This window comes from Streptomyces graminilatus (assembly GCF_001418565.1).
Taxonomy (GTDB): Bacteria; Actinomycetota; Actinomycetes; order Streptomycetales; family Streptomycetaceae; genus Streptomyces; species Streptomyces graminilatus.
This window is the reverse complement of the sequence record NZ_LIQQ01000211.1, coordinates 1-22785: the sequence shown is the minus strand read 5'-3', so window position 1 is coordinate 22785 and position 22785 is coordinate 1. Positions and strand designations below refer to the sequence as shown.

General features: G+C 69.8%; 38 protein-coding genes and 1 tRNA gene. 3 read left to right on the top strand and 36 right to left on the bottom strand.

Annotated elements, in window-relative coordinates; all coding sequences use genetic code 11:
• Positions 1–3 precede the first annotated feature (3 nt).
• The 5 genes from AOK08_RS18840 to AOK08_RS18820 form a co-directional block, all read right to left on the bottom strand.
• Complete coding sequence (locus tag AOK08_RS18840; RefSeq protein WP_055527197.1) at positions 4–1431, bottom strand: phage portal protein; 1428 nt, start codon at positions 1429–1431, stop codon at positions 4–6.
• Positions 1432–1444: 13 nt separating this feature from the next.
• Positions 1445–3094, bottom strand: coding sequence for a hypothetical protein (locus tag AOK08_RS18835; RefSeq protein WP_055527193.1), 1650 nt, complete (start codon positions 3092–3094; stop codon positions 1445–1447).
• Between the two features lie 3 nt (positions 3095–3097).
• Positions 3098–3700 (bottom strand): hypothetical protein, encoded by a 603-nt coding sequence (locus tag AOK08_RS18830; protein WP_157876721.1) that lies wholly within the window; start codon positions 3698–3700, stop codon positions 3098–3100.
• Positions 3701–3895: 195 nt separating this feature from the next.
• Positions 3896–4390 carry a hypothetical protein gene (locus AOK08_RS18825; RefSeq protein WP_055527189.1) on the bottom strand — a complete coding sequence of 165 codons (495 nt, stop codon included), beginning with the start codon at positions 4388–4390 and terminating at the stop codon, positions 3896–3898.
• Entirely contained in the window at positions 4387–4770 is a 384-nt protein-coding gene (locus tag AOK08_RS18820) for a hypothetical protein (RefSeq protein WP_055527188.1), read from the bottom strand. Before AOK08_RS18820 ends, AOK08_RS18825 begins: the two co-directional genes overlap by 4 nt.
• A gap of 49 nt (positions 4771–4819) precedes the next feature.
• Between AOK08_RS18820 and AOK08_RS18815 the strand changes: the two genes are divergently transcribed.
• Positions 4820–5047 (top strand): hypothetical protein, encoded by a 228-nt coding sequence (locus tag AOK08_RS18815; protein ID WP_157876720.1) that lies wholly within the window; start codon positions 4820–4822, stop codon positions 5045–5047.
• A gap of 23 nt (positions 5048–5070) precedes the next feature.
• Here AOK08_RS18815 and AOK08_RS46590 read toward each other — a convergent pair whose 3' ends face one another.
• From AOK08_RS46590 to AOK08_RS43290, 30 genes are all read right to left on the bottom strand, one after another.
• Positions 5071–6051: a hypothetical protein gene (locus AOK08_RS46590; protein WP_055527184.1), complete on the bottom strand. Its 981-nt coding sequence runs from the start codon at positions 6049–6051 to the stop codon at positions 5071–5073.
• A 117-nt stretch (positions 6052–6168) separates the two neighbouring features.
• Positions 6169–6390 carry a MerR family transcriptional regulator gene (locus AOK08_RS18805; RefSeq protein WP_055527181.1) on the bottom strand — a complete coding sequence of 74 codons (222 nt, stop codon included), beginning with the start codon at positions 6388–6390 and terminating at the stop codon, positions 6169–6171.
• Positions 6391–6404: 14 nt separating this feature from the next.
• Positions 6405–6953, bottom strand: a complete 549-nt coding sequence (locus tag AOK08_RS43300; protein WP_055527178.1) for a GIY-YIG nuclease family protein — start codon at positions 6951–6953, stop codon at positions 6405–6407.
• Positions 6954–7171: 218 nt separating this feature from the next.
• On the bottom strand, positions 7172–9277 hold the full coding sequence (locus AOK08_RS18795; protein ID WP_055527176.1) for an FtsK/SpoIIIE domain-containing protein: 2106 nt from the start codon (positions 9275–9277) through the stop codon (positions 7172–7174).
• Between the two features lie 85 nt (positions 9278–9362).
• Positions 9363–9536, bottom strand: coding sequence for a DUF6257 family protein (locus tag AOK08_RS45805; protein ID WP_157876719.1), 174 nt, complete (start codon positions 9534–9536; stop codon positions 9363–9365).
• Positions 9529–9711: a hypothetical protein gene (locus tag AOK08_RS18790; protein WP_055527174.1), complete on the bottom strand. Its 183-nt coding sequence runs from the start codon at positions 9709–9711 to the stop codon at positions 9529–9531. The genes AOK08_RS45805 and AOK08_RS18790 overlap by 8 nt, the downstream gene beginning before the upstream one ends.
• 95 nt (positions 9712–9806) lie before the next feature.
• On the bottom strand, positions 9807–10127 hold the full coding sequence (locus AOK08_RS18785; protein WP_055527171.1) for a hypothetical protein: 321 nt from the start codon (positions 10125–10127) through the stop codon (positions 9807–9809).
• On the bottom strand, positions 10124–10300 hold the full coding sequence (locus AOK08_RS46585; protein WP_198539308.1) for a hypothetical protein: 177 nt from the start codon (positions 10298–10300) through the stop codon (positions 10124–10126). Before AOK08_RS46585 ends, AOK08_RS18785 begins: the two co-directional genes overlap by 4 nt.
• Positions 10297–11088, bottom strand: coding sequence for a DUF2637 domain-containing protein (locus AOK08_RS43295; RefSeq protein ID WP_241826998.1), 792 nt, complete (start codon positions 11086–11088; stop codon positions 10297–10299). The genes AOK08_RS46585 and AOK08_RS43295 overlap by 4 nt, the downstream gene beginning before the upstream one ends.
• A complete protein-coding gene (locus AOK08_RS47405) occupies positions 11085–11462 on the bottom strand; it encodes a DUF6907 domain-containing protein (RefSeq protein WP_055527169.1) in 378 nt (125 codons plus the stop codon). Before AOK08_RS47405 ends, AOK08_RS43295 begins: the two co-directional genes overlap by 4 nt.
• The gene (locus tag AOK08_RS18770) at positions 11459–11794 is read right to left on the bottom strand and encodes a hypothetical protein (RefSeq protein ID WP_055527168.1); all 336 of its coding nucleotides are present in this window, start codon (positions 11792–11794) and stop codon (positions 11459–11461) included. The genes AOK08_RS47405 and AOK08_RS18770 overlap by 4 nt, the downstream gene beginning before the upstream one ends.
• Positions 11791–12261 carry a sigma factor gene (locus AOK08_RS18765; protein WP_055527166.1) on the bottom strand — a complete coding sequence of 157 codons (471 nt, stop codon included), beginning with the start codon at positions 12259–12261 and terminating at the stop codon, positions 11791–11793. Before AOK08_RS18765 ends, AOK08_RS18770 begins: the two co-directional genes overlap by 4 nt.
• Positions 12262–12364: 103 nt before the next feature.
• On the bottom strand, positions 12365–12574 hold the full coding sequence (locus AOK08_RS18760) for a hypothetical protein (protein ID WP_055527164.1): 210 nt from the start codon (positions 12572–12574) through the stop codon (positions 12365–12367).
• Positions 12575–12615: 41 nt separating this feature from the next.
• On the bottom strand, positions 12616–13239 hold the full coding sequence (locus AOK08_RS18755; protein ID WP_055527161.1) for a hypothetical protein: 624 nt from the start codon (positions 13237–13239) through the stop codon (positions 12616–12618).
• Entirely contained in the window at positions 13236–13442 is a 207-nt protein-coding gene (locus AOK08_RS18750) for a hypothetical protein (RefSeq protein WP_055527158.1), read from the bottom strand. The genes AOK08_RS18755 and AOK08_RS18750 overlap by 4 nt, the downstream gene beginning before the upstream one ends.
• A gap of 9 nt (positions 13443–13451) precedes the next feature.
• Positions 13452–13991, bottom strand: coding sequence for a single-stranded DNA-binding protein (locus tag AOK08_RS18745; protein WP_055527156.1), 540 nt, complete (start codon positions 13989–13991; stop codon positions 13452–13454).
• The gene (locus tag AOK08_RS18740; protein WP_055527146.1) at positions 13991–14224 is read right to left on the bottom strand and encodes a hypothetical protein; all 234 of its coding nucleotides are present in this window, start codon (positions 14222–14224) and stop codon (positions 13991–13993) included. The genes AOK08_RS18745 and AOK08_RS18740 overlap by 1 nt, the downstream gene beginning before the upstream one ends.
• Complete coding sequence (locus AOK08_RS18735; RefSeq protein ID WP_055527144.1) at positions 14221–14409, bottom strand: hypothetical protein; 189 nt, start codon at positions 14407–14409, stop codon at positions 14221–14223. The genes AOK08_RS18740 and AOK08_RS18735 overlap by 4 nt, the downstream gene beginning before the upstream one ends.
• A gap of 195 nt (positions 14410–14604) precedes the next feature.
• Complete coding sequence (locus AOK08_RS18730) at positions 14605–15780, bottom strand: AAA family ATPase (RefSeq protein ID WP_241826997.1); 1176 nt, start codon at positions 15778–15780, stop codon at positions 14605–14607.
• The gene (locus AOK08_RS18725; protein ID WP_055527140.1) at positions 15768–16694 is read right to left on the bottom strand and encodes a bifunctional DNA primase/polymerase; all 927 of its coding nucleotides are present in this window, start codon (positions 16692–16694) and stop codon (positions 15768–15770) included. The genes AOK08_RS18730 and AOK08_RS18725 overlap by 13 nt, the downstream gene beginning before the upstream one ends.
• An 85-nt stretch (positions 16695–16779) precedes the next feature.
• Entirely contained in the window at positions 16780–17034 is a 255-nt protein-coding gene (locus AOK08_RS18720) for a hypothetical protein (protein WP_055527137.1), read from the bottom strand.
• Positions 17031–17348 carry a hypothetical protein gene (locus AOK08_RS18715; RefSeq protein ID WP_055527135.1) on the bottom strand — a complete coding sequence of 106 codons (318 nt, stop codon included), beginning with the start codon at positions 17346–17348 and terminating at the stop codon, positions 17031–17033. Before AOK08_RS18715 ends, AOK08_RS18720 begins: the two co-directional genes overlap by 4 nt.
• Positions 17345–17848, bottom strand: coding sequence for a hypothetical protein (locus AOK08_RS18710; protein WP_055527133.1), 504 nt, complete (start codon positions 17846–17848; stop codon positions 17345–17347). The genes AOK08_RS18715 and AOK08_RS18710 overlap by 4 nt, the downstream gene beginning before the upstream one ends.
• Positions 17845–18171 (bottom strand): hypothetical protein, encoded by a 327-nt coding sequence (locus tag AOK08_RS18705; protein WP_055527131.1) that lies wholly within the window; start codon positions 18169–18171, stop codon positions 17845–17847. Before AOK08_RS18705 ends, AOK08_RS18710 begins: the two co-directional genes overlap by 4 nt.
• Positions 18168–18392 (bottom strand): hypothetical protein, encoded by a 225-nt coding sequence (locus tag AOK08_RS18700; protein WP_055527129.1) that lies wholly within the window; start codon positions 18390–18392, stop codon positions 18168–18170. Before AOK08_RS18700 ends, AOK08_RS18705 begins: the two co-directional genes overlap by 4 nt.
• Complete coding sequence (locus AOK08_RS18695; RefSeq protein ID WP_055527127.1) at positions 18389–18805, bottom strand: hypothetical protein; 417 nt, start codon at positions 18803–18805, stop codon at positions 18389–18391. The genes AOK08_RS18700 and AOK08_RS18695 overlap by 4 nt, the downstream gene beginning before the upstream one ends.
• The gene (locus AOK08_RS18690; RefSeq protein ID WP_055527125.1) at positions 18802–19227 is read right to left on the bottom strand and encodes a DUF6907 domain-containing protein; all 426 of its coding nucleotides are present in this window, start codon (positions 19225–19227) and stop codon (positions 18802–18804) included. Before AOK08_RS18690 ends, AOK08_RS18695 begins: the two co-directional genes overlap by 4 nt.
• A complete protein-coding gene (locus AOK08_RS18685; RefSeq protein WP_055527123.1) occupies positions 19224–19514 on the bottom strand; it encodes a hypothetical protein in 291 nt (96 codons plus the stop codon). The genes AOK08_RS18690 and AOK08_RS18685 overlap by 4 nt, the downstream gene beginning before the upstream one ends.
• A 15-nt stretch (positions 19515–19529) precedes the next feature.
• Complete coding sequence (locus AOK08_RS18680) at positions 19530–19856, bottom strand: hypothetical protein (protein WP_055527120.1); 327 nt, start codon at positions 19854–19856, stop codon at positions 19530–19532.
• On the bottom strand, positions 19853–20092 hold the full coding sequence (locus tag AOK08_RS43290) for a helix-turn-helix domain-containing protein (protein ID WP_157876718.1): 240 nt from the start codon (positions 20090–20092) through the stop codon (positions 19853–19855). Before AOK08_RS43290 ends, AOK08_RS18680 begins: the two co-directional genes overlap by 4 nt.
• Positions 20093–20181: 89 nt before the next feature.
• Between AOK08_RS43290 and AOK08_RS18675 the strand changes: the two genes are divergently transcribed.
• Entirely contained in the window at positions 20182–20955 is a 774-nt protein-coding gene (locus AOK08_RS18675) for a helix-turn-helix domain-containing protein (protein WP_157876717.1), read from the top strand.
• Positions 20952–22586 carry a site-specific integrase gene (locus tag AOK08_RS18670; RefSeq protein ID WP_055527116.1) on the top strand — a complete coding sequence of 545 codons (1635 nt, stop codon included), beginning with the start codon at positions 20952–20954 and terminating at the stop codon, positions 22584–22586. The genes AOK08_RS18675 and AOK08_RS18670 overlap by 4 nt, the downstream gene beginning before the upstream one ends.
• 6 nt (positions 22587–22592) lie before the next feature.
• Here AOK08_RS18670 and AOK08_RS18665 read toward each other — a convergent pair.
• Positions 22593–22667, bottom strand: a tRNA-Val gene (locus tag AOK08_RS18665).
• Positions 22668–22785: the final 118 nt, after the last annotated feature.

The following is a 22785-nucleotide window of genomic DNA, read 5'->3' as shown; positions in this document are numbered from 1 at the left end:
GGGCTACCCCACCGGAACCGGACCGGCAGGCCCAGGCACGGCCGGTATGGCCGGGTCGCCCGGCTTGGGCCCGTACCCGGCGGCGAAGTCGTCGCCCAGCGCGCGGGTGAAGGCGTCGCGGTCCATCTCCGCCATACGGGCGCGCTGCAAGGCCGAGTAGCCCAGATCCTCGCGGGCCTGCGGGATCGGAATGATTTTGGCCTGCACCAGCTTCACCGTGGCGTCGGCCTTCTGCGCGAACGTCGGGGTGGCCGGGTCCCGCCACAGGGTCTCCAGGCGCTGAAGCCTCGGGTCCCAGGACCCGTCGATGATCCGCATGATCAGCCGGTTCATCCGCTCGTAGCCGCCGCCGAACGGCTTCTGCTTGCGCTCGCACCGCTTGATGAGCCGGGTCTCGCGCGAGCGGATCGCGTCCGCCGAGGCGGCGTCGTCGGCGACCAGGCCCATGTAGTTGGGCGGCAGCGCGGCCAGCGCGGACGTGATGCGGGCGAGCAGCTCGATGGTGTCGTGGAAGTTGGACAGGTCGGCGGCGGGGAACTGGATGACGTCGGCGCCGTCCTCTTTCCTCGTCTTGGACGTCGACCAGATCCGCCCGGTCAGACGGGACCACACCGACAGCTGCTTGCCGTTGACGTCCACGAAGTCTTCCTCGTCGAAGCCGAACGCGGCCCTTCGGGGCAGGGCGTGGAACTCGGCGCCGACCATCAGGTCAGTGGCGATCTTGCAGGCAGCGTCCGAGACGGGCAGAACGGCTTTCATCTCCGACTGACCGCCAGGAACCAGCAGACGGCCCCGGTTCGGCATGACCGCTACCAGCGGCTCACCCACCTTGTGGTCGTCCCGGTCGATGACCGTCCACGTGCCCGGGCCACCGGACTTGAAGTGCACGGTGGCGTCGGGCCGGTACAGGGTGGCGTACCGGTCGCGGACGGCTGCGGTGAGCGGGTCGATCTCGTTGTACCGCTTCAGCGCGGCCCGGATCTCTCGCGTCGCCGGGTCGAAGTCGGCGTACATCTGCAGCGCCGATTCGGCCGTGACCAGCGGGGTGGCGGCATCCTTCGGGTTCGACCCGACTACCAGGAACGACCGCTTCATGGCGAGGGCGTCGACGTGGGCCTGCTGGCTCTTCTCGTCCATGCCGTTGGCCTGCCACAACTTCCACAGGTCGTCGTCCGCCGAGTCGGAGTCCGGGTACCGGAACCCCTCAACGTCCAGGCGCTCCTCGACGGCGTCGACGACCAGCTGCGGCCAGTTGATGACGACCTGGCGGATCTGGTCGCCGATCTCCTTCAGCAGCTCCGGGTGCATGTACGACAGGGGCTGGTCGCCCTCGTAGTAGGCGTTCAGCGACTGGAGTTCCTGCAGCTCGAAGTCGTGGCTGCGGGAGAGGTAGGTGGCCCATTCCTCCTCGGTCAGGTTGTTCAGGTCCACAGCCGCCTCCCTCTCACATCACGACCATGGCGGCCTTCTTCTTCGGCTTGTTCTGACCCGCCTTGATAGCGTCGCGGTAGGCCTCCCACGACAGGCAGCCGGCCATCGAGCCGTCCATGGACAGCGGCGACTGGTGGCGTTCCTTCTCGATGACCCACAGCGGCTGTCCCTGCTCGTCGAGCATCTTGAGCATCTTCCGGCGGGCGTTGGCGATGTGCCGGGCGTAGACGGGGTCACCGGAGTGGGTGAGGGCGCCGGACTTCATGGCGCCCTGGTAGGCCTTCAGCGAGTACGCCATGGCCTTGAGCCGGTTGGTCCACCACTCGGTGACCCGCTTGTCACCCCACCGGCCCTTCCAGCGGCTGATCATGCCCTCCCAGTACGGCGGGTCCGCGTACAGGCGGACCACGTCCCACTTGCCGAACGCCTCGACCAGGACGGCGTCGACCTCGTCCTCGGGGCACTCCCAGGCCTCACCACCGTCGTCGTTGGCGCCGGGCGGGCACTCCCAGATGCCCAGCGACCACTGGAAGCCGGTCGCGAGGTGCGTCGCGATCAGGGCGGTGGCGTCACGGAACTGGGCGCCGTCGAACCCGATCACGATCTTCTCGCCCTTGGGCGGAAGCGGCTGGCCGGGCCGGGCCAGTTCGGACCAGCGCTCGACCGAGAACGCCTGACGGCCTGCCTGCACGCGCCGGTTGAGCCACACGCGCTCCCAGTACGCCCGGTCCGTGTCCGGCGCGTTGTACAGCGAGACGATCGCGTCGACCTGGCCCTCGAAGTCCGGCCAGGCCGCGATGGACGGCCCCGACGCTTCCCGGACCGCGGCCCGGATCTGCCGGTCGTCCGAGAGGTCCTCGTCCGGCTTCGGCGTGGCTTCCCGGTGGAAGAAGCACAGCGTCCGGTCCTTCGACTTGCCCGCCGCGATCAGCTCGGCGAACTCGTGCGTGCCCTGCGCGACGCTGTCCTCGCCCGGCGTGTAGGTGGTCGTCGTCTCCAGCGACCACGGGTCGAACATCATGATCTTCGGAATGTTCGCCAGCATGGTCTGGTGGGCGCCCCGGTGGCGGGGCAGCGTGAAGCGGTGCGTCTCGTCGAAGTGCTGGAACGTCGTGCGGGCGCCGTCGCGGGAGTCGGGCGAGGATGCCAGCGGAACGGCCTTGCCGGAGCCGCCCCAGCGCATGATGCGGTCCAGCCCCGGGTCGAACAGGTCACCGTCCGGGCCCTCCGTGACCATCACGTACAGGGCCGCGTAAGCCAGCTCCTCCGTCTGCTCCTCGGTGTACGCCACCATCGGGATGAACGGGTCCGACACCGGGACGCCGACGGGTTCGCCGTCCGCGTCGAACCCGTCGCAGCGCACCGGCCCGTCCGGGTGCAGCTCGGCGAACGCCACCGCGGCGGCCAGCTCGGTCTTCGCCGTCCCCTTCCGGACGGACAGGCCGACGCGCTTGAAGCGACGCTTCCCCGCACGCGGGTGGTCCTGCGGATACACCTCGTACCAGCGGTAGATCAGCCCGCGCTTCTCCGGGTCCAGCACGTACGGCCGACCGCGCAGGGCGCCGGGCCCGTGGACGGCCCGCTCCTCGATGAGGTCGCACACCTGCGGTCCCAGCGTCGGCCACGGTTCGGCGTCCGGCGCGGGGACCATCAGGACGCCCACGGCTCACTCCACCACGTGCAGAGTGGCCCGCGGATCGTCCGGACGTCGGCCAGTGGTCGCCGCCCGTCGACGAGGACGCGCGGAACGCTCCTCGTCGTCCGCCGAAACCTTCCAGCGCAGCCGCAGCATCGCCAGCGGCGACAGGCCGAGCCGGTCCGCCATCTGCCGGGCCTCCCTCGACGCGTCCAGGTCGCCCTGTTCCGCGCGGGCCTTCCAGCGGACGTACTGCGCGACCTCGCGCGTCCAGCTGGCACGCTCCCACTCCACAGCCTGAGGCAGCGCCCACAGCTGCTCCCACAGCTCGGCTTCCACCCGCTCCTGGGCACCGAGCTGGGCGGTGAGGATGGCTGCCGCTTCCCGGGCCGCGTCAGCCTTGCGCTGCACGGTGGTGCGCTGGCGGCCGGTCAGGTTCGGCTCGGCCAGGGACAGTTCCAGTTCATCGGCCGCTCGCTGTGCTGTGTCCCGCTGCGTCGACAGGACGATGTCGGCGAGTAGAGGCCACGGTGGCGTTGCGCCCTCGCGGCCGGCGGCGGGCAGTTCGACCGTGGCCACGGTGGCGTTGCGCCGCCGGGCGTTCGGCTTCGGGGCAGGGCCCATTCCGGCCATGCCGATCACCCCCACAGTGCCGTTGCGGCACCTCGGAAGGGGTCCGGCCGTTGCGGCCGAACCTGGTTACGGTGCGTGGCGCTTGGGCGCTGCCTGCGGGCCTCCCAGACCCGTACAGACAGGGAGCGCCCTCCCCGGCGGTCCCCCAGACGATCTTGATTGGGGGTCACCCCCCGGGGTGATCATGGTCTGGGGTCACTCTTTGTGACGTCGCGCGTCGTCCGGAAGGTCCAGGTCGACGGCCAGCGGTGACACGCGCTCGATGGTCCAGGCTCGGTCGCCGTCGCGAGGGTCGCGCAGTCGCCGGCCGTCCTTCGTCAGACGGTAGGCCGCGTAGCGGATGAGGCGCAGGCCTGCGCTCTCCTCGACGCTGAGCCAGTCGTCGGCGACCAGGTCTGGGTCGATGTCGTTCGCCTTCAGCCACGCGGCGAGCGTCTCGCGGTGCGCAGCCACTGCCTCACGGCCGAAGAGCCTGAGCACCACAGCGTCAGGTACCGGCGCGAGCGGCGCGACCGCTGCCGTGTCGATGTCCGCTTCGAACAGGAGGACGTCGGCCAGGCGGAGGGCGGAGCGGAGGCGGGCGGCGCCCTCGTGCAGTGCGTCGAGTGCGTCCTCGCTCGTCTGTCCGAGGTTGCCGATCAGCAGCGTGTCGCCGGGCTTGAGTACGACGGTGCGTGTGGTGTCGGTCATCGGTGCCAGCCTCCTGGCTGCTCGCGTGCGGTGTGGCTGCTGTGGCACGGGCCGCACAGGCCGCGCCCGTACTCCGGGTCGTTGGGGTCGAGGCCCAAGGCCTGTAGTTCGCGGCGGGAGTGGGGGTGGTGGTCGGCGTGCCGGGATGGCTGGCCGCACGGGCCGCAGTGCCCGTGGCCCTCGGCGGTGCACACGCACTTCGGGTCGCGTGCGATGACGGGCTTACGGAACAGCACCTCGTGGTCTCGGTCGTAGCCGCGCTGTCGTGCGCTGCCTCGCCGCTGCTCGGCCTCGGCCCGGTGTGCGTCGCACTTGCCGTGCTGGGTGAACTCGGGGCACTCAGGTGTGGAGCAGACGCGCCAGCGCTGAGACTTGGGCATGGCCGTCTGCCTCCGTATCGTGCTGCGCCTACAACTGGAGGGGGTTGCTGTGGCTGGAGAGGGACGTTCGGACTGGGCGCTCGGGGTGTTCGCTGTCGGCCTGGTCCTGGTGCTCGCGGCCGTCATCACGCAGTGGTGGCTGCTCTTGCTGCCCGCCGCGTGCCTGATGGTGGGCGCGGTAGCGGGCACGACGAGGGCGCGCCGGTCGGGGCAGGTGCCGGAGGTGACGGTGCGGCCCGGCGGCGATGGCCGGCCGTGGAGGCGGGGCCGCGGGTAGGTCTGCTGACGGGGGCGTAGTGGTCAGGCGGGTGCGGGGCCCATGTTCGCGATGAAGAAGGCGCCGCTGTAGCCGGAGGGGTCGCCGCCGAAGTACAGCTTCTGGCTTGTGCCGTCGGCGCTGTTTCCCCTGTAGGCGAGCACGATCTTCACGTTGCCGGATCCGTCGACTTCGCCGGGTTGCACGATGAATTCACGGATACCGGCGACGCCAGCGAACGCGGCCTGCGGGTACATCGGGGCGTACCCGTCGGTCTCGGGGGTGCTGGTGCCGGAGCTGGTGTACCGAGAGACGCCACTCGCCCCTCGGATACCGGTGTCTACGACGATGCCGTACGTACGCAGGAATGACGGCGAGTACCAGATGCGGTCGCCGACGGCTCCGGGGATGGTGTTGCCGATCTCGACGCCGCCCGTGGTGGTGACGATGGCCCATCCGGCGACGACGGGCGGGGTGATGATCTGGAGGTTGATCCGGCCGTCGCTGCTGCGGATCGCGGCGCCGGCTCCTGCTGGTCCTTGTGGGCCTGTGGCGCCTGCTGGCCCCTGTATGCCCTGCGCTCCGGCGGCTCCGGTCGCGCCAGTCGTGCCGGTGGGTCCGGTCGGGCCGGTGGCTCCTGCTGGTCCGGGTGGGCCCTGGACGAGGAGGTAGTTGCCGTCGTCTGCGGTGACGGGGGTGAGTGCGGCGATCTTGAGGTTGGGGGTGGCCTTGAGGAGCCGCACGGGGAAGGTGACGGTGTCGGCGTCGTAGAACGACAGGGTGAGCTGGTAGGTGCCGCCTGTGGGGTTGATGCCGTCGGCGTCGTTGGCGACCACGGTGATGGACACGTGGCCGTTGGCGTCGAAGTTGGCTCGGGCGGGGCCTTGGACGGTGGTGCCGCTGGCGGTGTGGATGAGGCGGCCGGCGGTGGGTTCGAGGCGGACGTGTCCGACCATCGGGATGCCGTCGGGGTGCGGGTAGTCGCCGGTGAGGGTGACGGTGGCCATGCCGTCGGGCAGAGGCATACGACACCTCCTCCGGGTACGGCAAAGGCCCCGCTGGCGGGCGGGGCCTCGTGTGTTTGTGGTGCCGTCTGAGGGCACAGTTGTACACCGCGATCGTGGCTCATGGATCGTCGCACGTCAAGCGGCTGTGACTCCGCGTTGTCCGGGGCGGCTGGGCTTGGCCGCGAGCATGGCTTCGGTGACGTCGGTGACGCGGTAGTACGGGCGTTTGGGTGAGCCTCCGGCGCGGGTGAGGATGCCGCGGCGTACCCAGTCGCGGATGGTGGCCGGCTTCACCCCGCAGGCACGGGCGGCCATGGAGGCGGTGAGCAGTCCTGGGGGCAGGGAGAGGTACTCCATGCCCCCAGTCTCTCTCAGCTGTTGTGACGTACGGGGAGCGCGGGATCCGGTTCACCGTGGAGAGCACGGAGGGACAGGACGTGTTCCTGCAGCAGCGGCCCAGCGTGGAACCACTCGACTTTGCCGGGGACGCGGAGCTTGCGGAACTGGCGGTGCCGCTGGGCTTCGAGGCGGTAGCTGCCGGGCTCGGTGGCGAGGACCTCGTCGGGGAGGATCTCGGCCATGCGGGCGTGCATGTTGGTCGTGGTACCGATCTTGATGATCGAGCCGGTGCGGGCGTAGTAGACGACTCCGCCCTCCTGGTCGCGCTTGACGCCGTGCGCGGACTCGTCGGCTTCCTGGAGGATGCGGTGCTGGTGCCGTCCGACCTTGACGGCGGTCTCGACCGCGTGCGCGGACAGTTCGACGCCGCTGGCCGCGAAGAGCAGGAGCGTCTGCTCGATCGCCACGTGGGCCGGGTCGTTCTCGTCGAGGAGTGCGGACAGCTCAACTGCTCGGTCGGTGTCCTTGATGCGAGCGATGCCGTCGTCGCTCCAGATGTGGCGTTCGTTGCCCTCGTACATGTCTGGATCCTCCTACTGGGCACTGACAGTTGGCGTTGCTGTGGGGCAGTGGTGTCGGTCTGCGTGGGTCTCAGCGAGGCCGTTTCAGGGCCGATACGCCCCCTCGCGACGCGGGCCCGAAACTCGAAACTGTGCAGGTGGGGTCCGATATCGGGGTCGAAACCGGTTTCGGGGTGGGGTGAAACCACAGCCCCTTGCCGAAACCGGCTCGGCGGCCTCTAGTCGCCGTCCTCGGCGGTCGGGATGTCGGCCCAGCGAAGCCCCTTGGCGCCGCCGCAGCACTCCCGGATGGTGAGCTGCTTCGTGGCGACCTTGAAGGGCTTGAGGGCGACGCTGAGGGCGGTGGATGAGCCTGCGGCGTCCATCTCCGTCCATGGCCGGTACAGGTCGGCCCGGTAGGCGGCGAGGGCTTCGACGAGGCGGTGGGAGTGGACTGCCTCGACGCCATCGGGCCAGACGGCGCGCAGGTGGTCGAGGACCGTCTCGACGTCCTGCTCCTCGACGGCCGCGCCGACGGCCTGTCCGGTGAGAGTGCCGGCGGCGGTACGGAGCGCGAGGGCGCGCTTGCCGATCTCCTCGGCCTCGGTCTGCTTGATGAACGCGGCCCGCACGGTGATGCCTTCGCGGCCCCGGGCGAGGATGCCGGTTCCCTGCTCGTCGACGGAGATGTCGGTGGCGCGCATACCCCGGTCGTAGGCGCCGGTGCCGAGGACGTTGTTGTTCGCCCTCCAGTCCATGACGGCGAGGCACAGGCGGGTGCCGACCGACGAGGAGACCCCGGTGGGCAGCGAGGGCGCGTCGGGGTTCTGGGTGAGGAGGATGAGGATGATGCCGTATGCGCGCCCCTTCTTGATGAGGCGGGTGGCCAGCGCGGCGGCCTCGTCCTTGTAGTCGGCGTGCGTGAACAGCTCTTGGACCTCGTCGACGACGATGACGCGCGGGCCGAGCTGCTGCTCGGGGTACTTCTCGGCGAGGGCGCGGGTGACCTTGCGGCCCTCGGGGACCTCGGACGCGGGCAGGGACTTGATGAACTTGGCGCGGCGCTGGTACTCGGCGATCCCGGAGCGCATGCCGCCGAGGGCGGCCTCCAGGTCTTCGTCCTCGTCGCCGGACACGTAGCGGTGGCAGACGGGCTTGACGGAGTCGAGGTCGCCGGACCCCTTGAGTTCGAAGATCCACAGTTCGGCGGTGGGGTCGAGGGCGACACCGAGGACGATGGCGAGCGCGCAGGACGTCTTGCCGGAGCCGGGGATGCCTCCGACCAGCAGGTTGGAGTACATGAGGGTGATCTCGACGAGGTTGCCGCGCGGGTCGAAGCCGTAGGGCAGCGGCTGGTAGACGTCGGCCTGGCCGTCCTTCATCAGCGGCCACAGCTTGCGGGCGGCCTTGGCAGGGTCGCGCTGGGCGACCCACAAGACGAGGCGGCCGGGGTGGGCGGTGCGATCGCCCTCGGGCCACACGGTGCTGATGGGCCGGCGCATGGCTGCGGCCAGCTCCTCGCGCTTCTCCAGGACGACGGTGGCCTTGATACCGGGCGGGAGGTCGACCTCGGCGCGCCAGCCGGGCCCGTCGCGCATGACCTCGGCCGCGAACTCGACTCCCTTGCGGCCCTTCTTGCCTTCGATGCCGATCGCGGCGAGGGCGTCGAACACCTCGGTGGAGTCGAGGCGGCGCAGGATGTTGGTGGCAACGTAGCGCGTGATCAGGCGCTTGTCGCCTTTCCGGCCGTTCAGGCCTGCGAGGGCAGCGGCCGTGAGGGCGGCGGTCACCGTCCACCCGGGCACGAGGAAGCCACTGACGAGGGTGGTGATGCCGGTGACCGTGGCGACGGCCGCCGACGCGATGCGGCGGGGGCGGACGCGGCGGGACTTCTCGCGGGACAGGGACAGCCAGGCCTCGATGTCTGCGGACGCGGCGGCCTTGGCTTCGACGGGGCGCGCTTCGGTGTCGGCGACCCATTTGCCCCAGCGGACGATGAGTCGGCCGGTGCCGCGCGGGGAGCGCAGCAGGAGGCGTCCCAGGTAGACGGGGACGCGCAGGGTGTGGAAGGCGGTGACGTGTCCGTAGTAGGACGCGGTCCAGCGGACGGTGTGCTTGAAGGCGTCCCAGCGGCGGAAGGCCGGGGGTACGACGGGCGGCGCGTCGGCGAGGTAGGCCTGCTTTTCGGCGAGCCAGGTGCCTTCGATGGCGGTGTCGGGCGGGTCGACGGGACGCGGTTCGGCGTTCTGGACGACGTCGATGATGGTCTGGCGGGCGGCGGCGTCCTGCGCGTCCTCGGCGTCCTGGGGTGCGTCCTTGTGGAGCTGGACCACGTTGTTCGTCATGCTGGCTCTCCGGTCGTTCTGTTGGGCGGTCCGGGGCCCGGGGACGGCGACGGCTTGGTGGCAGGACGCCGTCCCCGGGGCGGTGCTACTTCTTGCGGTTGGCGCGTTCCTCGCGCTTGCGGGCGCGCTCCTTGATCCGCTCGATACCGCGGTCGATGTCGGGCTGGTCCTGGATGTTGGCGATGGCGCGGCGGGCGCCCCGGAGTTCGAGGCGGACGATGCCGAGCTTGTCGGCGAGGGTGAGCTTCGGGTCAGGCACGGTTGCTCCCGTTGGTGATGGTGTGGATGGGGATGCTGCGCTTGAAGCCGTCGGCGCGGCTGACGGTGGCGTAGCCGCCCTGGAGGCCGACGACGGTGCAGTTGTGGCCTTCGTACCGGACGGCGGTGCCCATGAGCTGGGCTTCGGGGTGGTTGTGGTCGACCTCTTTGCGCATCGCTTCCTCCTGGTCGCGGGCCGGGCTGTCCGGCCCCACCGCGCCCCCGCAGTTGTGGTCAGGACGGTCACAACTGACGGAGGACGGTGGGGCCGTCAGCTCTTGCGGCTGCTGCGCCAGACGTCGCGCAGGATGAGCAGGCAGATCACGAGGGCGACGACGACCACGGCAAGGACGGCGGCGAGGATCGCGAACCCGAACACGAGGAACGCGACCAGGACGACGACGACCGTGAGGGCCAGCAGGCCGAGGCATCCGCCCGCGAGGTATGCGCCCCACGGATGGACCTTGATGGGCTGGAGTGGAGCCGTTGCCTGCTGGGCAACGGTTGCCGGGCCGTACTGGACGGGCGCCGCGTACATGGGGTTGCCCGCGAGGTCGTAGCCGATCTGCTGCCGCTGTACGGGCTCGGTCATGCCGTCCACCCCCGCATGCGGCGGGTGATGCGCGGCCAGAGCAGGACGCCGGCGGCGAACGCGAGGACGGCGGGCTGAGCGACGGCCGCGGCGACTGCGGCCAGGACGATGGCGAGCAGGGCGGGGTAAGCGACGAGGAGTCCGAGGACGGCTCCGAACAGGACGCGCATCATGCGGGCACCACCGATCCGGAGATGACGGGCAGCTCGTCCGGGTGGAACAGGTTGCGTCCTCGGGCGTCCTTGCAGTGGACGGTGAGGCGTCCGAGGTGGACCCAGCTGCGGACGGTGGAGGGGTCGATGCCGTAGTGCCGGGCTACGTCGTTGGACGTCATGAGGGGTGGCTCGGGCGGCGGCCCGTCCTCGGCGTCCTGGTCCGTCCCGGGCGGGAGTTCGGGCGTCCCGTCGGCGTCCTGCTGCTCGGCTCGTTCGAGGGTGACGGTGTGCTTCGGGCGGCACTGCACCGGCAGCAGCCGGACGCCCGGCGGGACGACGGGGACGCTCGGGACGGTGCGGGACGCGGTCGCGTCCTCGGCGTCCGGGGGTGCGTCCGGGGTGTCCTGCGCGAGGCGCTCGTGGAGCTGCCGCATGAGGGCGCCGAATGCGACGAGCGCCGCGGACGGCGGTACGGCGGCGACGACGTACTCCATCGGGTCGGCCCCGTATCCGACGCCGAACACGTTCAGGGCGATCGAGCCGAGCGATCCGAACGCGGCGAGGGCGACGGCCCACCAGTCCATGCCGCGGCAGGAGAGTGATGCCCGGAGCATGAGGAGTTCTCCGGCGACGATGAACAGGTCGACGGTGGCGGGCCAGGCCCAGGCGCGGGCGCCGTCGAGGCCGTTGCCTCCGGCGATGTCGTGGAGGTGTTCGTAGGACAGCCAGAATGCGGCGGCGGTGAGCAGGACGGTGACGGTGGCGGCGCCGATGGCGAGGCCGTCGCGGGCGTTGAGGCGGCTCACTGGTCGCCCCCGCGGTATCGCAGGGCCTGGGCGGCGAGTTCGTCGAGTTCGTCGGCGCGGGCTCGGAGTACGGCGGTGAGCCGGTGTACGTCGTTCACGTCGAAGTCGTAGCTGCCGCTGTCGAGTTCGACGGAGACGACCGGGTGCAGCTCGGGGGTGCTCTCCAGATACGGGGCCTGCGAGATCCATGCGGCCAGGAGGCGGACCTTGCCGTTCCTGGTGTCGATGGTGGCTGCGGTTTCGCGGCCGTTGTGGGTGAGGTCGGTGAAGTACTGCGCACCGTCGTGCGGGTCGACGCACCAGTCCGGTTCGGGGATGGGGACGATCCGCGTCTCGATGACGGTCACGTCGACCATGCGGGGCTCGGTGCTCACGGGCGCGCACCTCGCTCGTCGGCGAGGAAGGCGGTCACCTCGGGGAAGTGCCTGGCGACGAAGCGACGGGCGGCCTCTTCCTCGTCGACCGGCTCGGCGTCGAGGGCGCGCAGCAGGAGGCGCAGGGCCTCGCGGAGGGAAAGGATCTGGTCGCTGTCGAGCAGCTGCTGGCCGACGCGGATGGCAACGTCGAGGTCGCTGGGCTCGGGGGCGTGGACGCCGGCCGCGTAGGACGGGAGCAGGTTGGGGACGGCGGCGCGTTCCTGCTGGCCCTTGGCGTAGTCCTGGCGGGCGAGCCGGTGCAGCTCGGCGACGCGGGTGTTCTCGTTCATCGGGCGCCGCCCGTCTGGCGGGCGCGGCGCAGGGCCTCGTCCATGTCAGGGTCGGAGTCGCCGGGGCGGGGCGCGATGGTGGCGGTGCGGAAGCCGGTGGCGGCGGGGGTGTAGTAGCCGGCGCCGGGCTCCATCTCGCGGTTGGCGAACGAGTAGTGGCCGGTGTCGGCGGGCTTCTCGTGGGTGTGCCGCATGACGCGGAAGTGGTGGCTGATGGACTGGCGGGCCATGACGCGGAGGAGGCCGCCGAAGTCGCGGCCGGTGTCGAGGCGGCCGAGGTAGGTGTAGAACGCGAGGAACGTGTTCTGCGCGAGGTCGTCGACGAGGTGCTTCTGGCTGGTGTCGAGACGGCCGCTGATGGTCGCGCGGACCATCGGGAGGTACTGGGTGTAGGCGGCGGTGAAGCGCTCGTTGAGCTGCTCCGCCGGGGTGCCGCGGCGTGCCGCAGGCATGGCAAGATCGGTCATGCCGACTCCTGGTCTAGTCAGGATGTTCGGTAGAGGGTCGGGCGACGCGCGCGCCTCTCGGGCGTTCCAGCGCCTGAGAGAGCTGTCGTCCGGCCCTCGTGGTCTATTCGGTTGTGTACTTCTTGATCGCGTTTGAGATCGCGGTCTCGCTGAGCTCCAGGTGCTTCGCCAGCGCGTAGACGCTGCCGTGTTCCTGGACCCCGTCTTTCAGGGCTTGCGCCCTTCGTCTGCGGGCTTGTTCCGCGCGTTCGTCGAGCTGTTCCAGCAGCTCATCTTCGGCGCGGAGACGGTCCCGCCAAGGAGACGTTTCCACCTCCAGAAGAGTAGCACACCCCCCGTGTGCTATGGAACTGTTCACGCCGCTCCCTTCGGCTGGTAGTGCCGGAGCAGCAACAGGTCTGTCTCGCCCTTGTACTCGCAGCCGCACCACCGGCAGCGCACCGGCCCGTCCGGCAGTCGCGACAGAACCGCGCCGCACACCGTGCCCTGGTCGTCCGTCACCGCGACGCACAGCCCGAGCCGCTGCCGCCGGGGCACCGGATCCCCGACGATGGACCGGAGTTCGGACTCCAGGCCGCGCACCTCGCGCGCCAGGTCCCCGGCCGCCGGGTAGTGGGCGACGATCCACTCCAGCTCCATGCCGAGCCACCTGCAGTCCGCCGCCAGCCCGGCCGGGGGCGGCGCCCCGTGGTCCGGCCAGCGCTCGCGCTGTACGTCGACGCGCCACGAGTGCACGACCTCGCCGACGTGGTTGCTCTGCATCAGGTCGAGGACGTCCTCGTTGATCGGCGAGCGCGGGCCGGCCGTGCGCGCCGTCACCAGCTCGCCGAACCCGGAGCGGGGCGGCACCAGGAAGTCGACCAGCTCGTTGGCCAGGTCGGGCAGCCTTTCGAGGCGCTCGGCCAGCCGTACCGCGTCCCTCGTGCACAGGTATCCGGCCTCGACCTGGTCCTCGCACAGACCGCACGATGCCGTCACCGCTGCACTCCCGCACGCCGCTGGATCCGGTACAGGCGGAGGCTGTAGAGGTACTGGTCGCCCGCGGAGTGCTTGGCGGCGGCCTGGGCGCGTCGCGCGTCACGGCGGGCGTCCCGCGCGTTCCAGAAGACGTGCAGCAGGGTCATGCCCTGCGCGCCGAGGGCGGCGCCCACGAACAGCGCCTGGATCTCGTTGTCGGTCACGTCGACCTCCTAGAAGGGGGGCTCGTCGGAGTACCCGGCGCCCTGCGCGGCGGGCTGCTGCTGGCCACCACCCCAGCCGCCGCCCTGGGTCTGGCCGCCCTGGGCCTGGCCGTTGGCGGGCTGGGCGGTGGACCACGGGTCAGGTGTTCCATTTGAAACACCTGACTGCCGCTGACCTCCGCCCGCCGGGTTCTTCTCGACCTTCGCCGTCGCCCGCGCGAGGGTCGGCCCGACCTCGTCGACGTCCAGCTCGTACACGGTCCGCTTCTCGCCCTGCGTGGTCTCGTACGACCGCTGCTTCAGCCGGCCCTGCACGATGACGCGGGTGCCGCGGGTGAGGGACTCGGCGACGTTCTCGGCGGCCTTGCGCCACACCGAGCAGGTGAGGAACAGGGCGTCGCCGTCCTTCCACTCGTTGGTCTGCTTGCCGAAGACGCGCGGGGTGGACGCGATACGGAACTTGGCGACGGCGACGCCGGACGGGGTGAAGCGCAGCTCGGGGTCGTCGACCAGGTTGCCGACGACGGTGATGACGGTCTCTCCGGACATCAGGGGGTCTCCTTCTGATCGGTGTGGGTCGTCTGGTTGCGGCAGTCGTTGCCCCAGCAGTGGCGCGGGTCGTTCCCGTTGGTCTGCCAGCAGGACACGCAAAGCCCGGCGGCTTCGGCAGCGCGGACCATCTCCTGGCCGAGGCCCGCGCCTTCCTCGATCACGGTCCAGTCGTCTCCGTCGCCCCGGGCGGGATCCGCTGTGGTGCTGATGAGCCGCAGGTGTGCGCTCACTGGCTCTCCTCGGTGTCGGGTGCGGCCGAGCCGGACTCGGCCGCAAGGCGGCGGAGCTTGGCGGCGTGCCGGTGGGCGAGGCCGCGTTGCCGGGCGGCGGCGAGGGCTGCGCGCCGGCGCTTGGCGTTCTCGGCGCGGGCGCGGGCGGCGGCGATCTTCTCGGCCACGACGTCGTCGACGTTCACGGCACGGTGGGGGTGGTGGTGAGAACGGGCATTGGCACGGCTCCTGTTGCGGTTGTGGTGACCTCGTCCTCGTCCCGGGCTGATGAGACAACCCCTCCTGTGTGACCTCGTCCTCGTCCCACCTAAAGAAGTGGGACGAGGGACGAGGTCTCACTCACCGCGTCCGGACGAGGTGGGGACGAGGTGGGGACGAGGTCAAGCGGCAGGCTCTTCAGGGACGGATTCAGAGGGGTTGGGGATGGAGTGGAGGGTGGCGTTCCGGGGGCCGGGCTGAGCGACGATCTGCCCGCTGTCGATCAGCCCCGCGACCGCCCGGCGGATGTCCGCGGCCTTGCCCGTGACGCGGTCCTCGATGCCCTTGCCGGTGAGCGCGGAAGGCGCCTTGCGGACGGCGTCCAGCACCTGGCGCTTGAGGCCGTTGATGCGCTTCTCGTCCTCGTCGGCCTCGCGGTCCGCCTCGTCGCGCTGGATGGGCGCGTACAGGTGGGCCTCGGCGAACTCGGCGGACTCGGACTTGACGACGAGGTCGGCGTACCAGTGCATGCCGCTGGAGTGCGGCAGGCCGTTCTTACGGATCTGTCCGGGGCGGTCCTTGGCGACGCGGATGCGGGACTTGCCGGTGACGCCGACGCCGAAAGGACGGATGTTCTCCAGCATGTACATCACGCCGTTGAGGCCGTTGAGCTTGTGGACGCCGCCGATGCTGTACCGGCCGCGGTTCTCGGCGGACTTGACGACGTGGTCGAGGGTGACGACCGCGGCCCCTGCGTTGGCCAGCGGCCGGAGCAGGGTGCGGCCGAACTTGGCGACGTCGGTGTTGTCCTTGAGCTCCAGGCCGAAGAGGCTCATGCCCTCGGTGACGCCGTCGACGATGGCGAGGGTCGGCCCGTAGTCCACGACGGCGGCCAGGTCGACCAGGTCGACGGGGCCGGGGCTGTTCTCGGGGCGGACGTAGTGGAAGTACTCCAGGATGTCGGCCGGGTTGGCGCCGAGGCACAGGAGCCGGCCGACGACGCCGCCCGCGTCGTCCTCGAAGTCGAGGTAGAGGACGTGGTTCCCGTTGTTGATCTCCTGCAGAGAGGCGACCAGGGCGAGCCAGGTCTTGCCCGCCTCGGACTCGCTGGCGACGCTGTTCATACGGCCCGGATAGAACAGGCCGACTCCGTCGTCCCGCCGTCCCACGCTGGGCTGCGGCGGCTTGTACGAGCCGTCGAGGACGCTCCGCAGATCCTGCGCCGCCCAGGTGCGCGGTGCTGGCTCGCGGGCGGCGTCGGCAGGCGCGTCGCCTTCCGGGTCCTCGGGCGGCTCCTCGCCGTCCGGACCGAAGTAGGCGTCCATCGCCTGGTCGATGTCGGTCGTCACGCCACCCATCCCTTGTCGCTGGGCCGGGTGGCCGCGCTGTCGAAGGAGGCGCGGGCCTCGGAGTCGGTCAGCCCGACCGCCCCCGCGGCGGACAGGAGACCGTCCTCGGCGTCGCGCAGGTCGATGAGCCCCTGCGCTGCGAGCTCGTGGGCACGACACGCCGCGAAGTAGAAGCTGCGGTTGCGGCCTCCCTCGTGGGAGTCCATGACCTGCTGAACGAGATCGTCGACGGTCCACAGCTTCCCGCCGCCGGGACGCTGCGCAGAGTTGGCGACGGACGGGAAGCGATGGCGGGGCGCCGGCCGCTGGGCAGGTACGGGACGCCGTTCCTTGCGCGGCAGGAGCGTGTCCGGCCACGGGGTGGCGGGGGTGCGGAACAGCCCGTCGCCCGCCCACCGGTACCGGCCGCCAGAGGCGTGTACGGACGGGGCGAGCAGGATGTAGCCGTTGTGCTTGAAGTCGATCCCAGGGAAGGGCTCGCCGGGCAGGTCGTACCCGGGGGACAGGTACGGCATGTGGAGGCCGCCGCCACCGGTGAGCTGCATGACCGTGCCGGGCAGCACGCCGACCCGTACTTCCAGGGCACGGAACGACTTGTCGCCGCCGTTGCGCGGGTCGATGTCGATGACGGCCCAGCCGTTCTGCTTGCAAGGTGCGCCGATGTTCGCGTCAGGCTCCTCGGTCCACCACTTTCGGATGAGGCTGGCGTCGGTGGTGGCTGCCCAGAAGCCGTGGCAGGTGGGCACGCCGCAACGGCACTCCTCGGGACGGTGCTTCACGTACAGGCTGCTCTGCTTGTCGCAGCGCGCGCAGTTCGCGTAGGGGGTCTTGTTCCGGCGGACGCGGAAGACCTTGACGCCGAGGGCGGCATAGGCCAGTGCTGCATCGCCGAGTTCGGCGGGGATGATGCTGCCGACGTTCACGAACTGCTCTCTTCTACGAGCTGGATCGGTGGTTCGTGTGGCGGGGCGGGCGCCGGAAGGGGGAAGCCGGCGCCCGCCCCACGGGTCAGGCCGTTCGCTTCTTGGCGCGGGCGACGTCTTCGCCGAGGGAGGTGAGGTCGCTGATCCAGTGCCGCAGGGCCGCGTATACGGCGGTGGCCGTGGGCTGCTCTTCGAGGTGGGCGCGGATCGATCCGAGGACGATCTCGTGCCGTCCTCGTTCGGCGGCCCGCTTCAGGTACTGCTCTGCGTCGTCTCCGGTGCTTGCGACCGCGTCGGGGTCGACGCGCCTGACCGGCCACTGGCCCGGGCGTTCGGTCATCGGGCACCTCCCACGACCTGGGCGACGGACGCGACGATGTCGGTGGTGTGCCGTTCGCAGGCCGGGAAGTCGTATCGCAGGTTGGGCCCCGTGAAGGTGCTGACGACGTTCTTCGCCGTGGCCTTACAGCCGGGGCAGCGGTAGCCGCGCTGGTTGTGCGGCGAGTTCGGCCCGTCGGGGCAGTCGCACCAGGTGCACTGTTCGCCGTTGGCTGCGGTGATCGCGACCGGTACGAGGCTGGGGTCGGTGGCGGCGTCCCGTGCGGCGGCCAGGGTCTGGTCGGAGCGGAACGTGTCCTGCGGGGCCCGGGTCACAGCTGCGCCTCCGACCGGTAGGTGTGGACCGGCTTCCCTCCGTGGGCGATCCAGGCAAGTTCCTGCCCGTCGGTCCGCTCGGGCAGGTCGAGCCAGTTACGGGCCCAGTTCCCGTCGGGCAGCCGGACGGGCGGCGGATACTCCCACCTGCGGGCGAGTTCGGTGACGGGCGTCATGACGGCGTTCCACCGACCCCGGGTGTCGGTGAACACCCACAGATCCCGGGCCTCGGCTGCGTCGATAGCCAACTGCCGGTACATCTCCAGATGGCCGGGGCTCGTCTGGCCGATGCCGGAGAGGGATTCGACGGCGAGGTAGGCGTCGACCCAGTGGCGTCTCTGGACGTCGACGAAGAACGCCTTCACGCGGATGTCGCCGAAGAGGTAGGCGGGTCCGTCGAGACCGAGCCACCGGGTGTCGGTGTCGAGCATGAACTCGGCGCGCTCGGCCTGGTTGAAGGCGAGGATCGCCGCGTCCAGCGGCTCCCTGTAGTTGTTCATGCGCCACCGTCCACGTGCGTGTTGATGAAGCTGGTGAGGTCCTGGAAGGTCTCGGCCGGCTTGCCGGTGCTGAGTCCGTAGAGGGCGCGGAACTTGACCTCGAACTCGGCGGCGTTGCGGGTGGCGGCCGTCGGGGAGGCTCCTCGGGCTGCGAGGTACCGCTCGGCGGCGAACGGGTCCGATTCGGACCAGGGCGCGGGGATGCGGGACTCGATGTCGACCATCAGGTCGAAGGAGGCTTCGGCGATCTCGTCGCCCTCGCCCATGGTCTTGACGGTGGCGAGGAACTCCGCGCGTTCCAGGTAGGACAGGGGCTTGTTCACGCCGCCTCCCTGATCGCTGCGGGCGCATGGAACTGGGCGCGAAGGATCGCTTTCTGCCGGTCGGTGAGGGGCGGGGCGGCAGCAACGTTCGCGATCACCCGCGCCCAGTACGCGTCGTTGAGGGCGTCGTCGTCGAAGCGGCGCGGCCGGTCGGGCCGGGCCGGGCGGCCGGGGACGCCACGAGCGCCCCCGACCGTCACGGTGTTGGTGTCGGCGCTCACGCAGTCGCCCCAGTCGGCTCCGTACGGGAGAACAGGGTCATGACCTGGTCCACGACCCCGCCGGGATCCTGGGAGCGGTCGATCTGGTCGATGAGGAGCGCCCAGATCTTGCGCCCGTTCTCGACCTCGTCGTTGTAGTGGTTCTCCCGGACGCGTTCGAGGATCGGGTCCTCGCTGAAGTGGGCATAGATGCCGAGGAACTGGCGCACCGTGAGCCCACTGATCTGGCGGCGGTCGTAGGTGATGTGGTGGCCGTCGGCGTCGAGCCGGTGGACGAAGAACGTGTCCGGGGCGAGTTCGGCCTGTGTGACGTGGAGCGGCTGCTTGCCGAGCTCATCGGGCAGGGCGGCGAAGTAGTCGCACATGCGGTCGCGGAAGGCGTCGAAGCCGGCCTGGGTGGCGATCGGTGTCATGCCGTCACCTCGGTCTGCTCGTCGGTCGTACGGGCGACCTGGGCGAGGACACGGATCCGGTCGGCGAACACAGTGAGGCTGTCGGCGAACCTGTCGGCCTGGTCGGGGGTGAGCGACCATTCCTCGCCGCCGCCGTCCTCGACCCGGATGTGCGCGGCTCGCGTCTTCGGGTCCGTGGAGTACAGGAACTGGTCGAGGTGGGCGTACGCGAACAACTCGTCGTCGCCCGTCTGGAAGTTGGGCACGTACACGTCGACGTGGGCTCCCGCATGACCGACGTCGACAAGGTGCTTGGTGTCCTCGCCGGTGTGGTTCTCGACGCAGAAGCGGGTCGGGCAGACGGTGGCGACGAGGGTTCCGTCGACGAGGGCGGGCACGACGTGCAGGCCGGCGAGCGGGCTGGTGTCCGGTGCGGCCGTCATACCGGCATCACGCCCTGGTGGTTGAGGAGGGTGTGGAGGGCGGCGAGGCGTACGGCGGGGTCCTGGCCGAGCGGGACGACGAAGAGGCGGGTGCCGTCCTGCTCCAGGTAGTGCGCGAGGAGCTTGTCGCGGAGGGGCTCATCGAGGGTGGAGGTGTCCCACTCCTCGACCTGAAGGCCGTACTCGGCGACGAGGGCGTTGAAGGCCTCGATCGGGTCGGGGTGAAGCGCAGTGGGGGATGCGCTGAGCGTCGGGGCGGCTGGTGCCGCCTGTGTCAAGATGTTCATAGAGCTGTCCTGTTCTTACTTGCTGGTGAGTGCGGATCTGCTCGACTGAGGCGGCCCGGCTGGTACCCGGGCCGCTTCGTCGTTTCCGGCAGGCGCTCCGGCCTGGTACGTCGGAGCGGTGCCGTTCTCCTGCGGGATGAGCCCGAGGAATTTCCATGCGTCGACCGTGCGCACGTAGCGCCTGCGGCCGAGCGGGATCACTTCGAGGGGCAGGTTCCCCTCGGCAGCGACCTGGTAGCCGGTGGACTGGGCCATGCCGCACGCCTTGAAGAACGTGGGCAGGTCCATAAGTGCCGGTTCGTGGCCGAGGATCTCGGCGATGGACAGGGCCGGGGCGGTCACGCGACGGCCCGCGGCAGGAGCGGCTTCAGGTGGCTGGCGAGTTCGTCGAGATCGACGACCACAGCCAGCCGGTATAGCGCCTCGATGGAGAGCTGCTTCTCGCCGCGCTCCACCTTGGACAGGTGGCCGGGGTCGATTCCGGACTGGTGAGCTGCCGCCCGCAGTGACATCCCCTTCGCCTCGCGTGCAGCACGCAGCGACGGAGAGTTCAGCGCGGACGCTGAATTAATCTGCATACCGTTGACCATAGGCCACCGAAGTCACAGGGTCAACGAGATGCAGAGTGAATCTGGCGAGACGTTGACCCCTGGTCTACGGTGGGGGCATGAGTGATGACGAGACCATGCCGTGGGAACGAGACGACCTTCCGGAACATCTGCGCCGTCCTGAGGATCCAGTGCTGTCGATCAATCAGATCGTTTCCTACAACCTCATGCGCGCCAGGCGGACCCATGGCTGGACACAGCAGGACGTCGCCGAGTTGCTGGAGCGCTATACCGGCCGGTCCTGGTCAAACGCCAGCGTCAGCGCCGCCGAACGCGCCTACCACGGAGGCCGCCCACGACGATTCGACGCGAGCGAGATCGTCGCGATGTGCAAGATCTTCGACGAGCCCATCTCCTACTTCTTCATGCCGCCGGAAGACCAGTACCGAAACAAGTCCGTGGGCATGAGGGAGTTCCCTCAGGACGGCCCAGGAGCTACCGCCGACGACCTCATGGCACTGATCCCTACGGCCACGCTGGTCGAAAAGCTAGGCATGCACAAAGCGTCCGCCGAATTCACGGACCGTCTCCGGCGCCTGGCACTCCAGTGGCTGGGGCTGTCGTGGAAGGGGTCGGAGTTCGCCTTCCCCTTCCGCGAGGTCACGCTGGAGGACATGGGTCTGGAAGACCTGAAGCCGCAGGAGGAGACGTCGCGGTCCGGGGTGGATATTGAGGTGGTGGAAGCGAGGGAACTTGCCCAGATCGTGGAGCAACAAGTGACGGATTCACTTCGTGCTCTCCATCCTGAACTGGTGCGCAGCATCGCTCAGGCTCTGATTCAGGCCAATCTCACTGTGGTCAAACCGAAGAATGAGGGGGAAAAGCTGCTGTGAAGGGTTCCACATACCGCCGTTGTTACTGCCGTGACGGAGATGGCAAGGCGCTGAGCAAGGCGTGCCCGCAGTTGTCGTCCCGGCGGCATGGGGTGTGGGCAGTGCGGCAGGAGCTTCCGGCCCGCGGGGACGGCACCCGGCGGTCGTTCTCCCGCTCCGGGTACGAGACCGCCAAGGACGCTCAGGAAGTCCTCGACACGGTGCGGGCCCTGCTCGCCGTCGCGGACAGCGACGACACCGAGGGACAGGTCAGGGTCGGTGATCTGCTGGAGCTGGTGTCGAAGGACAAGAAGGCGCCCCTGCCCGAGCTCGACGACGTGCGTCGGCGGTACGCCACAGGGCAGTCGCTGACCGCGCAGACGACCGTTGGCGCATGGCTCGACGAGTGGCTCGCAGGACGGCGCGGCCGGCGCACAGGGATCAGCCGGGACGAGTCCAACATCCGCGTCCACCTCAAGCCCCGCATCGGGCACCTGCGCCTGGACCGGCTCCGCGTCTCACACCTCGGGGAGATGTTCGACGCGATCGCCGACGACAACGAGACCATCGTCACGGAGAACGCGGACCGCCGTGAGCAGATGGCCCGCTGCAAGTGGGGCAAGCCCGGAGTCCCGCCGGCTACCGAGCGGCCACGCCTCGCAGCGGAGAAGGCGAAGCTGGACGAGATGCCACCCTTCCGGCAGGTGGTGGGGCCGGCCACACGGCAGCGGATCCGCTCGACACTGCGCGCCGCCCTGAACGACGCCATCGCACAGCAGCGGTTCGGCATCACGTTCAACCCGGCCTCGCACGTGGAGATGGATTCCGGCAGGCGGCCCAAGGGCCTGCTGTGGATCGACGAGCACGTGAGGCGCTGGCAGGAGACGGGCGAGAAGCCGTCGGCGGTGATGGTGTGGACGCCCGAGCAGATGGGGTCCTTCTTGCAGCACGCCGTCGATGACCGGCTGTACGCCTTGTTCCACCTGGTCACGTTCCGCGGGCTGCGGCGCGGTGAGGCGTGCGGGCAGCGGTGGACGGACGTCGACCTGGACAAGGGGCTGCTCACCGTTGCGCGGCAGATCGTGCAGGACGGATGGACGGTGTACGAGGACGTGCCGAAGACGAACTCGGGCGCCCGCACCATCGCCCTCGACACGGGCACCATCCAGGTCCTGAGGGAGCACCGGGAGCAGCAGGAGAAGGAACGTGCGAAGCTCGGCGCCGCATGGGTGGACACCGGCCGGATCTTCACCCGGGAGGACGGCAGCTGGCTGCGGCCGTCGCATGTGACGGACCGGTTCGCGGAGCTGTACGGCCAGGCGGAGTTGCCGCCGGTGCGGCTGCACGATCTGCGGCACGGGGCGGCCACGCTGATTCACGCCGGGGGCGGGGATCTCCACGCGATCAAAGAGACGCTCGGGCATGCGGGCATCGCGATCACATCCGACACGTATGCGCACATGCTGCCGCAGGTGGACCGGGCGATCGCCGAGGCGGCGGCCAAGGTGGTTCCGATGCCGCGAAGGGGCCAGCCCGTCAAGATCAACGGCACTGCCGCTCACGCAGCGCTCACGCAACCGGCCCCGGACGGGGAGTCCGAGGCCGGTTCTGACAGGGAAGCCGAGGCTTCTCCTGCTGGTCAGGCATCCTGACCATCCTGGTGGGCGCGGACGGTTTCGAACCGCCGACATCCGCCTTGTAAGGGCGGCGCTCTACCACTGAGCTACGCGCCCAGGACGAGTCGTCAGCCTACATTGCCCAGGGCGGTGCCTCGCAAACCCGTATGCGCCCCGGAGATACCGGGGTCCTGATTCGGGGGTTTTCCCCACCTTGTTCTCGCCCCCGCCGCCC

Bases quoted from the DNA above. Each gene is read 5' to 3' on its own strand.
- AOK08_RS18730 (WP_241826997.1), bottom strand. From the start codon at position 15,780: ATGGGTGGCGTGACGACCGACATCGACCAGGCGATGGACGCCTACTTC.
- AOK08_RS18795 (WP_055527176.1), bottom strand. From the start codon at position 9,277: ATGACGAACAACGTGGTCCAGCTCCACAAGGACGCACCCCAGGACGCC.
- AOK08_RS18720 (WP_055527137.1), bottom strand. From the start codon at position 17,034: ATGACCGAACGCCCGGGCCAGTGGCCGGTCAGGCGCGTCGACCCCGAC.
- AOK08_RS18745 (WP_055527156.1), bottom strand. From the start codon at position 13,991: ATGTCCGGAGAGACCGTCATCACCGTCGTCGGCAACCTGGTCGACGAC.
- AOK08_RS18765 (WP_055527166.1), bottom strand. From the start codon at position 12,261: ATGACCGATCTTGCCATGCCTGCGGCACGCCGCGGCACCCCGGCGGAG.
- AOK08_RS18685 (WP_055527123.1), bottom strand. From the start codon at position 19,514: ATGAACATCTTGACACAGGCGGCACCAGCCGCCCCGACGCTCAGCGCA.
- AOK08_RS18805 (WP_055527181.1), bottom strand. From the start codon at position 6,390: ATGGAGTACCTCTCCCTGCCCCCAGGACTGCTCACCGCCTCCATGGCC.
- AOK08_RS18675 (WP_157876717.1), top strand. From the start codon at position 20,182: ATGAGTGATGACGAGACCATGCCGTGGGAACGAGACGACCTTCCGGAA.
- AOK08_RS43290 (WP_157876718.1), bottom strand. From the start codon at position 20,092: ATGCAGATTAATTCAGCGTCCGCGCTGAACTCTCCGTCGCTGCGTGCT.
- AOK08_RS18820 (WP_055527188.1), bottom strand. From the start codon at position 4,770: ATGCCCAAGTCTCAGCGCTGGCGCGTCTGCTCCACACCTGAGTGCCCC.
- AOK08_RS18695 (WP_055527127.1), bottom strand. From the start codon at position 18,805: ATGACACCGATCGCCACCCAGGCCGGCTTCGACGCCTTCCGCGACCGC.
- AOK08_RS18770 (WP_055527168.1), bottom strand. From the start codon at position 11,794: ATGAACGAGAACACCCGCGTCGCCGAGCTGCACCGGCTCGCCCGCCAG.
- AOK08_RS18690 (WP_055527125.1), bottom strand. From the start codon at position 19,227: ATGACGGCCGCACCGGACACCAGCCCGCTCGCCGGCCTGCACGTCGTG.
- AOK08_RS18830 (WP_157876721.1), bottom strand. From the start codon at position 3,700: ATGGCCGGAATGGGCCCTGCCCCGAAGCCGAACGCCCGGCGGCGCAAC.
- AOK08_RS18825 (WP_055527189.1), bottom strand. From the start codon at position 4,390: ATGACCGACACCACACGCACCGTCGTACTCAAGCCCGGCGACACGCTG.
- AOK08_RS46585 (WP_198539308.1), bottom strand. From the start codon at position 10,300: ATGATGCGCGTCCTGTTCGGAGCCGTCCTCGGACTCCTCGTCGCTTAC.
- AOK08_RS18710 (WP_055527133.1), bottom strand. From the start codon at position 17,848: ATGAACAACTACAGGGAGCCGCTGGACGCGGCGATCCTCGCCTTCAAC.
- AOK08_RS46590 (WP_055527184.1), bottom strand. From the start codon at position 6,051: ATGCCTCTGCCCGACGGCATGGCCACCGTCACCCTCACCGGCGACTAC.
- AOK08_RS43300 (WP_055527178.1), bottom strand. From the start codon at position 6,953: ATGTACGAGGGCAACGAACGCCACATCTGGAGCGACGACGGCATCGCT.
- AOK08_RS18790 (WP_055527174.1), bottom strand. From the start codon at position 9,711: ATGCGCAAAGAGGTCGACCACAACCACCCCGAAGCCCAGCTCATGGGC.
- AOK08_RS18785 (WP_055527171.1), bottom strand. From the start codon at position 10,127: ATGACCGAGCCCGTACAGCGGCAGCAGATCGGCTACGACCTCGCGGGC.